Raw genomic sequence first — 12,354 nt, forward strand, 5'->3', positions numbered from 1 at the left:
CCGTGGGGGAAGATCAGCCTACGACCGGCCGGAGTTACTCGGCGCCCCATAAACCGGCGTCGCAATGCCTTCCATCCGCGCCTTGATCTGCAGCGCCACGTATTTCGAATAGAAGCGCGACAGCGCCAGATTGCCGCCGTGGAACCATAGCGCTTGCTGTGCCGTCGGCTTCCACATGTTGCGCAGCTCGCCCTGCCATGGGCCGGGGTCGCCTTTCACGCCGGAGCCAAGCCCCCAGCACGGACCGACCTTGTCGGCGACCTCGCGCGAGACGATCGCGGCCACCGTCTCGTTCATCGACTGATAGCCGGTGCAGGCGATGATCGCGTCGGCGGCGAGTTCGCTGCCATCCTCGAAAAGAATGCCGGTCGGCGTCAGCGATTTGATGGCGGCGCCGCTGCGGACGCCGATCTCGCCGCCGATGATCAGCTCGGAAGCGCCGACATCGATGTAGTAGCCGGAACCGGTGCGGTAGGCCTTCATCAAGAGGCCGGTCTCGTCGTCGCCGAAATCGATGGCGAAGCCGGCGGCGCGCAGGCGGTCGTAGAACGCCGCGTCGCGCGCCTTGATGACCTCGTAGAGCGCTCGCTGGCCCCTGGGCACCAGCGCGAAGGGCGTCGAGGCGACGATCATGTCGGCCTTCTCGGTGGTGATGCCGCGCGCCAGTGCATTCTCCGAGAAGATCTCGAAGCCAACTTCCATCAGCGTGTCCGATTTGACCACCGTCGTCGGCGAGCGTTGGATCATGGTGACGTTGGCGCCGCTCTCCCAGAGATCGACGCTGACATCATGCCCGGAGCTTGCCGCGCCGATGACCGCGACGCGTCTGCCGCGAAATTTCTCGCCGCTGGAATACTGGCTGGAGTGCAGCAACTCGCCTTTGAACGTGTCGGCGCCCGGCAGATCGATCCGCCGCGGTGGGCCATAGGCGCCGGTGGCGAAGACGATGTGCTTGGGCTTCAGCGTAATGTGGCGGCCGACACGGTCGACGACGACGGTCCAGACCTTTTCCGCCTCGTCGTAGGAAGCACTGACGCACTTGGTGGCGACCCAGTAATTGAGCTCCATGACGCGCGTGTACATTTCCAGCCAGTCGCCCATCTTGTCCTTGGGCGTGAACACCGGCCAGTTTTCCGGAAACGGAATGTAAGGCAGATGGTCGTACCAGACCGGGTCGTGCAGCACGAGCGAGCGGTAGCGGTTGCGCCAGGAATCGCCGGGCCGGGCGTTCTTCTCGATGACGATGGTCGGCACGCCGAGCTGCCTGAGCCGCGCGCCCAGCATGATGCCGCCCTGGCCGCCGCCGATGACCAGGCAGTAGGGCTGTTCGCCGGCGCCGAGGTCGCGCGTCTCGCGCGCCCGCGCCTCCGACCAGGTTTCGCGGTTGGGGTCGGCCTTGTGGCGCACGCCCAGCGGCCGCGCCGGTCCTTTGCGCTCCTCGAACCCTTTCAGGTCGGTCATCGCGGTGAACAGGGTGCGGCAGCGGCCATCGCGCAGGCGCATGACGCCCTGGCCTGAAGCGACCGCCGTTTCGAAGCTGAACCAGGCCTCGATGGCGCCTTCGTCGGAGGTCGCCTCGCCGGTCAATTGCCAGGCCGTCGGCTTTGTTGCCGCCAGCGTCGCCGCCAGCATGCCGGCGATCGCCTCGCGGCCTTCCATGGTGGCGACGTTCCAGGTGAAGGTCAGGAGGTCGCGCCAGTAGCAGTCGTCGACGAACAGGTTGCCCGCTGCCGCCACGTCGCCCGTTTCGAGCGCCTTGGCAAAGGACCCCAGCCATGCGGCTGCCTGTTTCGATGGTGCCATGTCGAGCATTTCTTCCCTCTTCCTGTTCACATTGGCGCGGCCCGGTCTCTCCTTCTCCCCAGGGGAGAAGGGAAGGGGCGCCTCAATCCCCGAGCGGCTCCATCTCCTTGCCAGTGCGGTGGATCTGGGCGTTGTACTTGATGCGGCGCACGGTTTCGCGGGCCGAGCCGTCGAGCCTGTAGGCGGACGCCACCGCCAGCAGGTCGATCGCGGCCAGGAAAGCAAAGCGCGATGCGGTCGGCTTCAGTGTGTCGGGATATTCGGGCACCGCGACCGTCAGCCGGACATCGCAGGCGCGTGCGAGTTCGGTGTCGGGCGCCGTCACGGCGATCGCGTTGGCACGGTAGTGCTTGGCGAGTTCGACCGCCTCGATCACTTCGCGGGTGCGTCCCGTCGCCGAAATGGCGATCACCAGGTCGCCCGGCTTCAGGGTAGAAGCGGTCATGCGCATCAGATAGGGGTCGCACTGGGCATTGACCGTGATGCCGTAGCGCAACAGCCGGTACTGGGTTTCCTGTGCCAGCGCCGAGGAGCTGCCGCCGAGGCCGAACACCGTGACCTGGCGCGCCTTGGCGATCAGCTCGGCCGCCTTCCGCAGCTGTGCCGGATCGAGCTGCCGCTCGGCTTCCTGCAGCGCCCGGCGGGCCTCGCCGAACACGGCGTTCCAGAACGGCATGCCATTGTCGTCGCTGGCTTGCGGCGGCTTGCTCAGATAGAGCGCGCCGACGACGAGGCTCTGTGCCAGTTTCAGCTTGAAGTCGCGCACGCCTTCGCAGCCGATGGCGCGGCAGAACCGGGTCACCGTCGGCTCGCTGACCCCGGCGCGCTGCGCGAGTGCGGCATTGGAGGCGTCGACGGCGTATTTGACGTCGTCGAGCACGACATCGGCGACGCGGCGTTCGGCTGGGCGCAACTCGCTGTAGGAATCCTTGACCAGCGAGATGATGTCGGGGATGCGCCGGACGGGCTCGCGGCCCTCCGCTTCGTGGCCCTCCCCCTGGTAGTTTGGAACAGGCCCTTCCTGGCTGCCAGCTTCGCTCATGAAGTCCTAGTCTTTCCCTGGGTTGCGAGGCTCACGTCTTAGCATGATTGCAGGCCATGGCTCCACGTGGAGCGCGACCCGAACAACCCGCCCTCACTAGCCGATCGTCTCCAGCCGCCTTGGCAAGCGGTTCATGGCAACAGGCCCGTCCGGCGTGATCAGGAACTGGTCCTCGAGATTGAAGCTGGCGAGGCCGTCGATGTAGAGCGGGACCTCGAAGGCCAGCACCATGCCGGCTTCGATCGCGACATCGCTGTCGGCCGCAACGAACGGCCATTGCTCGGAAAACACCGACTGGCCGACGCCATGGCCGAAATGGCCGCGGCGATAGGAGTGCAGGCCTTGCCGGGCCAGGCTCTCGGTGGCGACGCGATGCACGTGGGCGAGCTTGTTCCCAGGCACGAGGGATGCCAGCCCATCCTCGAAGGCCTGCTCGGCGATGGCGTGAAGCTCGGCCTGTTCGGCGGATGGCGGCCCGAAAATGAAGTTGCGCGACATGTCGGAGGCGTAGCCGCCAACCGTGCAGACCATGTCGCACTTCAGCGGATCGCCAGGCATGGCCTTCACATCGGCGCCTTTGGCCCGGGCGCCCAGCGTCACATATTCGGCCGTCGTCACTGGATGCGACAGGCCCGCCGCAGCCGTGGCGATGCCCTCCCGGTAGAGGGAAATGAGATCGGCCTGGCGCATGCCGGCCATTGCATCCACCTGCAGCCGGTCGAGCCCGGCTTCCGACAGGATGATGCCTTGCTGGAGCAGGTCGACCTCGCGTTGCGACTTGACCGCTCGCAACCGATCGAGCACCGCCGAACCGTCGACCATCGAACAGCCCGGCAGCATCGCCTGCATGGCTGAGAAATCGGCGACGGCAATGAAGTCGAGATCGAGGCCGATCGTCACGCGGTCGAGCCCGAACCCGGTCAAGATCTGCTTCAGCTCGCGGACGGAATTGGCCAGCTCGAACGTCGCCGGTCGGGAAAAGTCGGGCGAACGGCCAGAGGATGCGAGACCGGCCTCGATACGTTGCGCCAGCGCTTGACCGGAGGTCGAGGCGTCGAGCGTCGCGGCTTCGATCCATATCGGGTGGCTGTGGATTACAGTGTCGGGGAGTGCCGCTTGCAGCTGTGCCGCGTTGAAGTCCGCCACCACGACGCCGATCGGCAGTTCTTGCCGGGCCGGGATGACGACGAAGCCGGCGCCCGCCCGCCGGAACAGTCCCGCCGGGCCGATCCAGGCACCGGTCGCATAATGGAATGCCTCGGGCGCGCAAAGCACCAGAGCCTCGATGCCGGCGCGCTCCATCAGTTCAGCCGCGCGCTCGCGGTCGACAAAGCCTGTCATGAATTTTCTCCGTCCGAAGCGGTAACGGAGCACTCCGGGTGTCGACAATCAAGCGGCAAGATGCCGGGCAAGCGGCTGCTGCGGACGCGCATCCGGCGGACTGGCAGGCGGCTGGTCGGCGGGTTGTGTGACGACCGCCAGGACAATCGCTTCAGGTTATGCACCCACCCTTCTCCAGACGTGCCCGGCAGGTTAATGAGGGGCGGCGCCAACTTTCGACAATTGGTGGTCTCCACCACAAGTTGGAAACCGTCGGCTGCCGGGCGACGCCCAAGTCAATTCGCTGGCGCAAACCCCAGAATACAGCACTGCCTGTCCTTTTATGCGCGCAAGAGACGCTGTAGTACTTTGTTCCTGAGCAGAATTGTTTCCAGAACAAGATCAGCGCAGCAAAACGGATTCCGGCCTCCGGGGTCCGGCAGTGGCGGCCTGAGCGGCTTGCGGGAGAAGGACGGACGGATGGCAGAGACTGGCGCAAAGACGGAAGTGGCAAGCGATACGATGCCGTTGTTCTATTCGACGCCGGAGGCGCTCAACCCGGTGCGGCACGGCTCGCTCGGCCTGACCGCGCGCAGCAACTTCGGCTTTGCCCGCGCCGCGCACGCCATCCCGGTGGTGGCCTCGGAAATGCCGGCGGCGATGCGCTCCTACCCGATCGTCTTCATCGGCCCGGCCAAGGCACCGGTGATCATCACCGGCGTGCGCCAGGACGAGAACCTGTTCGTCGGCGCCGACGGCAAATGGACCGGGCCGCATTACATCCCCGCCTATGTCCGCCGCTATCCCTTCATCCTGGCCGAAGACCCGAAGGCCCCCGGCCGGCTGACGCTGTGCGTCGACCGGGCAAGCGACCGCATCGTCGACCAGTTGCTGGCGCCGTTCCGTGACGAGAAGATGCTGCCGTTCTTCGCCGGCACCGAGGCGACCGAAGCGACGAAACAGGCGCTCGCCTTCTGCAACCAGTTCCAGATCGATTTCAACGCCACCCGCGTGATGGTCGAAAGGATCGACGCGCACGGCCTGTTCGCGCCGCGCCAGAGCAAGGTGACGCTCGAAGGCGGCGAGGTGCTCAACCTCACCGACTTCCAGGTGATCGACGAGCCGGCCTTCAACAAACTGAGCGACGAGGCATTCCTCGATCTGCGCAAATCGGGCGCGCTCGGCCTGCTCTACTGCCACCTCGCCTCGACCAACAGCTGGACCTCACTGGTCCACCAGGCATCGCTGCGGAAGGCGGGGCTGCCGGCGGGCTGATTGCTCGCGCTCATGGTTGTGGGCTCTCACGTATGCCCCGAAGTCGACCGACCCGGGAGGGCAGGTTCGTTCGTAACAAAGGAGCGAGATGAAAGACTCGAGGAGCTGCGGAAACCGCATGATCAAGCAGATGCTCGGTCCGCAGACATCATGAACCCGGCAAGATTTTGCCGCGTGAGGGTAGAAGCCGCTGATACCGATGTGACTTGTGATTTTTGCGGTTAGTCACAGCTTTTTTGGAAGTGGCTAGCTTTAGGACACCGTGATAACTCCATCCTCAGGGCCACTTACGACGATTTCCTTGAAGCGTTTATTCTTGATTTGGACATAGTATACTCCGGATGTAGCGTCAACTTCTGCTTTAACCTTGAAGGTGATTATTGTCGTATCATTGACGGTTACATCATCTTGGTATACCTCTAGATGCTTCTTGATGGTTAAAGAGTCAGCATAAATAAAGTCAATTACCAAGTCTTTTTTGTATTTGTCGTTAAACCAATCACGGTCTGGGTATACTTTTACGCTGACCGTAACTGGATCTCCGTCTCTCACAGCCTTTCCTTCAGGTGTAGAGACTTGTACTATATCTACTCTTGCCATTGTCCATCTCCCTTCGGCATTTTCAAATAACGATCGGAAACGCTAGTCGAAATCGCCGCGCCCGCCGCGGTTCATGGCACCACCGGACCGTCCCATCGCACCACCAGACCTGCCCATCGCGCCACCGGATCGCCCCATCGCACCGCCGGATCTGCCCATTGCTCCACCCGATCGACCAAACGAACGCGGGTCCAGCTCTGCACTCAACAGGACATCCTCGAGCGTGCCGGTATCGAGTTCCAGCCGCAATGTCAGGTCACTCTTGTCGTAGACCCAGACCTGCATTCCGCGCGCAAACGAGCCTATCTGTGATGCGAGTCCGGTATAGTCAGGGTCGCTTGGACCGCGGTTCATGACCTTGAGATCAGTTTCCGTCGGGGCTGGATAATCAACGACAGAGCCAGGCCCGTGGACAAGAAGTATGGTCGGTCGGGCCAGCTCGTAGAACTGCGCTTCGAAGGTGAACGCATAAATCCTTGCCAGCAGGCTACCGGAGGCGTCGATCTGGTTCTGCAGGAATCTGTTGTCACCAAGCCTTGGAGGCCGTCCCCCATCGACCCTCTTCGTAAGCTGCAAATCTTCAAGAACTCGACCGAACAAATGTATGGCCGAGCTACTTAGGATGGTTTCAGTTACCATGGATCACCCCATCTTCTGCATGCCGATCAAAGATCGGCGCCACTTCTGGACATCCAGTATTTCTCGAAATAGCTCATATCCGGCAGACGCGCCTGGTCCCGTGGACGAACGATTCGGCCCTCATGGACATGGCTCTTTCGGCCTGACTTCGTCAGGCGAGGCCCGGCACGGTAGCGAAAAATCTCTCTCCGGTCGAAATCCCGGAAGATGATGCTTGATAGTTCTCCTCCGGTCATATTGTCGTCGACCGCGAGCATCGCTCTCGCCACGTCGCCGTAGTCCAGGAAATCCGGGGCGAGAGCCCACAGCGTCTCGGCAAGATAGGTACCCACGATATCCCGCGCGTCGAGCAGCGCTTCGACGAAACCTTCCGGATTGCGGGCGAAATCGCGGTCGAAGACTTTCTGGACCGGCAGCTCGGCAGCTGGGTCGATCTCGGCGAGGTCGGCAAGATCTTCGGCCTCCGGCGAGATCAGGCCTCGAGCCACCAAGCTCTCGTGAAAGACATCGACCAGAATGTCGAAGACTGCGCCCGTGAGAGGTTGCGACAGTGCATGCTCGTCGCTCCAGCCATCCGCAAAATCGGCCATCGTCAGTTTGTTGTTGGCTTCGCGTATCTGGCGGTGCGGGGAGAATTCCGAGAAGCGGGAGAGTTGGTTGGCAATGTAGAGATTCCCACGCGTCTCCATCAGAACGTTGTCGATCACGGAGGGAAAATGCATGGCCGCGATCAACGAAACGCAGTCGGAAAAGGCCTCCTGAAAGCCCAGATATTCGGGGAACTCAGCTCCCGAGTCCGGTATCCCGAGGACGCTGTAGACAAACGCATGGCCAACCTCGTGCGCGATGATATCGAAGTCGAGGCTGAAGGGGAGCGCGCGTCCGTCTTTCAGGATTTGGCTGCCGAGCTCGAGGAAGCCATAGCCGTATTGGGCGTTATCCCAACCCGGCAGGATCGAGATTTCCAGACGGTCGTAGTGATCGCCGAAATGCCAGGTGAGCGGCTGGCCGATGTAACGCTCCCAAACGTCGAGCGTGAAGCGCACGCAACCGAACGCGTGCGCCGCTTCGAAGCCGGGCGTCGAGGGCTGATAGTGATCGAAATTGCCTTCCTCGTCGGGAACGGCCGGATCGAGGATCGCTCGCTTCCAGGGCGGCAGGGAGATCAAGGGCGTGCCCAACGGGCCGTGGTTGACGCCATAGGGCCGCGTCTTGTCGACCGGCTCGACGACGTACATACGATCGTCGGATGGGCCAGGTCCGACGCTGCCTGGCGGGGACGAAACCGTAATGATCTCAGGGCTTGACGTAGGGTCTTCGAACGGAGGCTGAACGAACAACCTGAACCGGGTACCCATTCCCCACCTCTCGGTTATATTAGTAACATAACATAATATCCGTGGAATGGCGAGGCCGTTGGTTTGTCGGGTAAATCATCCTGAAGGCCGTTCTTGATTATCGGCAATTGCCTCAAGAACAATGCGTATCGCTACTGCAGGAGCTGGAGCAACTTTTGGTAGCGAGGATGACTGCGAACAGAGGCGAAATCGGAATCGTTCTGGAACCAGAGTCTCATCTCGGCGCCAGCCTGCGGCAGCCACGCTTCCAAAAGGTCGATCGAGCGTTCGAACTCCCCCAGCAACGCATAGGTACAAGCGGCGTTGTATTGGACGTTGATATCGCTGGGGTCTATCGCCAGAGCCCGGTCAAGCCATTTCGCAGCCTTATCGCGTTCTCCAAGGAAGGCCAGCACGATCGCCCCCAGGCAGGCACAATTGGCGTTCTCCGGATGCAGACGGAGTTCCTCCTCAGCTCTCTCCAATGCGATCCGCGCATAAAGCTCGGCGTCGTTCTGTCGGCCGAGAGTGCTGAAGACGTTCACCAGCATGACCGGTCCGCCGTAGTCGGTCGGTTTGATCTCCATCGCGCGTATGAAGTACGTCGCGGCGAGCTCGAACTGGCCGCCGGTTACGCAGAACTCGGCATAGTAGCGGTTGGCCTCGTGGCAATTGGGGTCGAGCGCGAGGGCCTGTTCGAACGCCGCCTCGGCCTCGGAACGGCGGTCGGCGAGGGACAGGGCAAAGCCCCTGGCTGAATGCGCCTCGGCCAAATTCGCGTCCAGAGCCAGGGCCTTGTCGGCGGTCGCGAGAATGTTGTCCACCTGGATCGGTGAGCCGTACATCGACTGAAGGCGTATGTCGCTGACCGCCAAGCCTGCATAGGCGCGGGCATATCCCGGATCAAGCTCGATGGCCCTGATATAACTTTGTCTGGCCATCAGGTGGTTCGCCCTGGTCGCGATGTGGCTGTAATCGCGGCCTCGAAGATAATGCGTATAGGCTTCCACGTTGTCCGTCGGCGCCTTCTCAATAGCCTTCTTCTCCGCGGGCAGGAGGCTGACCTTGAGCTGCGCCACGACCGCCTTGGCGATTTCGTCCTGCACGGCGAAGATGTCGGTGAGGTCGCGGTCGTAGCGGGCAGCCCAGACGTGTCCGTCTGTGGCGCCCTCGATCAGCTCGGCATTGATCCTGACCCGGTTTCCCGCCTTGCGGACGCTGCCCTCGACAATGTAGCCGACGCCAAGCTCCCTGGCGATGCGTTCCATCTTGTCGGTCCTGCCCTTGAAGGCGAAGACTGTGTTGCGGCTAAGCACGAACAGGCCGGAGACGTTCGAGAGATCGGTTATGATATCTTCAGTGATGCCGTCGCTGAAATACTGCTGGTCGGGATCATTGCTCAGATTGGCGAAGGGTAGGATCGCCACCGACGGCTTGTCGGACCGCACCAGCGTCTGGGCGCTCCTGGCCGCAATATGCGTCTCGACATGCGGGACGCCCTGGTCCCAGTTGGCGAAATAGACGTGCACCGGCTGAGCAATGTTCTTGACGGTCCTGGCGCCCTGATCGGCGAAGTCGACGCCCAGCTTGTTGCCGACCGCTTGGCGAACCGCTTCCGAGCAGGCGATGCCGCCGGGTATCGCGAGGCCCTGCAGCCGCACTGCAAGGTTGACGCCGTCGCCATGGAAATCATCGCCGTCGACGATGATGTCGCCAAGGTTGATGCCCATGCGAAACTTGAAATGCCGGTCCTCGGGGATGCCGGCATTCCGCTCGGACATGCCGCGTTGGATCTCGACCGCGCAGCGCGCCGCATTGATTACGCTGCCGAACTCCACCAGGAAGCCGTCACCCATCACCTTGAAGATGCGCCCACCGTGCTTGGTGACGGTCGGATCGAAGAACTCCCGCCGATGCTGCCGAAGGAGATTGAGCGTGTGCTCTTCGTCGACCTCCATGAGACGGCTATAGCCGACCACATCCGCGGCCAGGATCGCCGCCAGCCGACGCTCAACATGCTCCTCAGACATGTCGTCTCCTGAAATCGCAGGACAATGGTTCTGCCTGATTTAGTTCTATCTGATTTACCTGCCCAGCGCCAACGCCACCCGCGCGAGGGACGAAAGGATCGACGCGCACGGGCCTGTTCCGGCCGCGCCAGAGCAAGGTAACACTCGAAGGCGGCGAGGTGCCCACGCGCGCGTCAATGTCAGATCTTGTGGGAATGGAGCGATCGTCTACGAGCCCGTTCTTCTCCGAGGGAAGGCTCGCAACATGCTGTCGAAGCGGCTCAGGTGAGCACGTCAGTCCGAAATGCCTGCTTTCCGCAGCCCGTCGAGCCAGTGCTCTACGTCCCCTTGCCGACGATATGGAGAGTCGCGCCTGTAATCAGACAGAGTGAAACCTGGCGTCCGTTCAAGGCATCTGCCCCAGGCCAATCGTGCCTCTTCGGCGCGTCCCAGCTGGCCCAAACACGCAGCCAGATTGGCGAATCCCCGATCATAGTTGTTGTTATCCCAGCGGCGGAACGACTGCAGTGACGCCTCATAGTCGCCGAGCAGATAATGCGTAAATGCGAGCAGCTCGTGGATATCGCGGTCTTCCAGTGGATTGAGCCGTCGCAGCCGCTCGCCTATCTCGCGGGCCTTGACGAGTTGACCGTCCCAAAGGGAGATGTAGCCAACCCAGTTGAGTGCCATCGCATTTGTGGGTCCGAGCACGAGCGCGCGTTGCCAATGGGTCTCAGCCGTCTCGAAGTCGCCTTTCCATGCATGGAGAGCGGCAACTACTGCCTCTGCGAGTCCGCTGGCATCGCCGAGCTCAATCGCCCGCAAGGCCGACTGCATCGCCAGCGCTTTCAGACCTCCGTCAGCCCTGAAGGCAGAGAGCGTCGCGTAGGCGTCCGCGAGGCATGCATGCACCCGCGCCGAATCAGGCTCCCAGCCAAGAGCTCGCTTGAAGAACTCGACAGCAGCGACGGTGTCGTCTTCCGTAAACGGTGCGTAGCCTCGAGTCCGCGCAAGAATGCGTCATAGGCACCAAGGCTCGTTTTCGCCTGTCGGGTCCGGCCGATCTCGGCAGCTCCAACCTTGCCGACCAACGCCCAAGCGATCCGTTCTGTCACCTCGTCTTGCACGGCAAAGAGGTCATCGATGCTTCGATCATATCGCTCAGCCCAGACGTGATTGCCGGATGATGCTTCTATCAGCTGCGCCGTGATCCTCACCCGTGCTCCGGCCTTCCGAACGCTTCCTTCGACGACGTAGCGTACGCCGAGCTTCCTCCCGACCTCGGTAATGCTTACGGACTGCCCCTTGAAAACGAACGAGGAATTGCGAGCGATTACGAACAGGGTCTGGCTACGGCTAAGTTCCGTGATGAGGTCCTCGGTTATTCCATCCGAGAAGTATTCCTGCTCAGGGTCCGCCGACATATTGGTGAAGGGAAGCACGGCCACCGACGGTTTGAACGGGAGCGGCAAATCCTCCGCCGAATCGATAGAGCGAGGAGCTTCCGGTCCCCGTTGTCCCATTTGGACCTGGTAAGCACGAACAGCCCCAGCGATGTTCTTCATCGCCTGCTCACCGAGATCGACGAGCTCGTAGGCAAGCTTTCCTTTCACGTGCTCGTAGACACTGCGGCCAATGACAACGCCTCCGGCCTCGCTGACTTTTTCCAGCCTGGCAGCGACGTTTACGCAGTCACCGTGGATGGTCGTATCATCCAGGATAACCTCGCCGGCGTTGACGCCCATTCTGAAGGCCATGCGCTTTTCTTCGGGAAGGTCATCATTGCGTGCCGCAATCCGCACTTGAGTCTCGACTGCACACTGCAATGCATCGACGGCGCTGCGAAACTCGATCAGCAAGCTGTCACCCGCCGTGCCGACCAGCCGACCATTGAATTGCGCAATCTTCGGATCGATCACCTCGGCGCGCAGTGTCTTTAGGTGCAAAAGGGTTCCGGCCTCGTCGGCCCCCATCAGACGCGAGTACCCGACAACGTCCGCAGCCAGGACCGCCACGAGCTTCCGTTCCGGCCGCGCCACTCTGCCTCCCTACCCAAAGACGTCGGGTTTCCCTGGAGGGTACCACCGGAAGCCCCGCTTCTCTAGCGAAACCCCACGCCCGGCGGCAGTCGCGCGCTGGCGGATCAATCGCGGGCCAGGGCCTTGCGGCAAACCAACCGGACCATCGACGAGATCGGCCGCGCCTTCGGCTGTGAGTCGGCGCGTTCGTTCTCGCAGGCTTTCAGCCGCCTCACTGGCCGGGCGCCTGGCCGCTATCGCAGGAGCCTGCAGTCGTCCGATGTCAAAACCAATGATCCGCGTGCCTGACC

General features: G+C 62.1%; 11 protein-coding genes. 2 read left to right on the forward strand and 9 right to left on the reverse strand.

Features of this window, described 5'->3' with window-relative positions:
• Nucleotides 1-18 precede the first annotated feature (18 nt).
• From AC1RZR_RS05705 to AC1RZR_RS05715, 3 genes are all read right to left on the reverse strand, one after another.
• Nucleotides 19-1,812, reverse strand: coding sequence for an NAD(P)-binding domain-containing protein (locus AC1RZR_RS05705; RefSeq protein WP_481827917.1), 1,794 nt, complete (start codon nt 1,810-1,812; stop codon nt 19-21).
• A 73-nt stretch (nt 1,813-1,885) separates the two neighbouring features.
• Nucleotides 1,886-2,845, reverse strand: a complete 960-nt coding sequence (locus AC1RZR_RS05710; protein ID WP_481827918.1) for a MurR/RpiR family transcriptional regulator — start codon at nt 2,843-2,845, stop codon at nt 1,886-1,888.
• A gap of 96 nt (nt 2,846-2,941) precedes the next feature.
• On the reverse strand, nt 2,942-4,186 hold the full coding sequence (locus AC1RZR_RS05715) for a M24 family metallopeptidase (protein WP_481827919.1): 1,245 nt from the start codon (nt 4,184-4,186) through the stop codon (nt 2,942-2,944).
• Between the two features lie 459 nt (nt 4,187-4,645).
• On the opposite strand from AC1RZR_RS05715, the gene AC1RZR_RS05720 reads away from it, so the two are divergent.
• On the forward strand, nt 4,646-5,440 hold the full coding sequence (locus AC1RZR_RS05720) for a SapC family protein (RefSeq protein WP_481827920.1): 795 nt from the start codon (nt 4,646-4,648) through the stop codon (nt 5,438-5,440).
• Between the two features lie 252 nt (nt 5,441-5,692).
• Here AC1RZR_RS05720 and AC1RZR_RS05725 read toward each other — a convergent pair whose 3' ends face one another.
• The 6 genes from AC1RZR_RS05725 to AC1RZR_RS05750 form a co-directional block, all read right to left on the reverse strand.
• Complete coding sequence (locus tag AC1RZR_RS05725; RefSeq protein WP_481827921.1) at nt 5,693-6,040, reverse strand: hypothetical protein; 348 nt, start codon at nt 6,038-6,040, stop codon at nt 5,693-5,695.
• 42 nt (nt 6,041-6,082) lie between these two features.
• On the reverse strand, nt 6,083-6,679 hold the full coding sequence (locus AC1RZR_RS05730; RefSeq protein WP_481827922.1) for a hypothetical protein: 597 nt from the start codon (nt 6,677-6,679) through the stop codon (nt 6,083-6,085).
• A 26-nt stretch (nt 6,680-6,705) separates the two neighbouring features.
• On the reverse strand, nt 6,706-8,037 hold the full coding sequence (locus AC1RZR_RS05735; protein WP_481827923.1) for a gluzincin family metallopeptidase: 1,332 nt from the start codon (nt 8,035-8,037) through the stop codon (nt 6,706-6,708).
• 131 nt (nt 8,038-8,168) lie between these two features.
• A complete protein-coding gene (locus AC1RZR_RS05740; RefSeq protein WP_481827924.1) occupies nt 8,169-10,046 on the reverse strand; it encodes an adenylate/guanylate cyclase domain-containing protein in 1,878 nt (625 codons plus the stop codon).
• Nucleotides 10,047-10,319: 273 nt separating this feature from the next.
• Nucleotides 10,320-10,862, reverse strand: a complete 543-nt coding sequence (locus AC1RZR_RS05745; RefSeq protein WP_481827925.1) for a tetratricopeptide repeat protein — start codon at nt 10,860-10,862, stop codon at nt 10,320-10,322.
• A gap of 11 nt (nt 10,863-10,873) precedes the next feature.
• A complete protein-coding gene (locus tag AC1RZR_RS05750; protein ID WP_481827926.1) occupies nt 10,874-12,064 on the reverse strand; it encodes an adenylate/guanylate cyclase domain-containing protein in 1,191 nt (396 codons plus the stop codon).
• A 123-nt stretch (nt 12,065-12,187) separates the two neighbouring features.
• Between AC1RZR_RS05750 and AC1RZR_RS05755 the strand changes: the two genes are divergently transcribed.
• Nucleotides 12,188-12,352, forward strand: coding sequence for an AraC family transcriptional regulator (locus AC1RZR_RS05755; RefSeq protein ID WP_481827927.1), 165 nt, complete (start codon nt 12,188-12,190; stop codon nt 12,350-12,352).
• Nucleotides 12,353-12,354: the final 2 nt, after the last annotated feature.

Source organism: Mesorhizobium bavaricum, assembly GCF_056781655.1.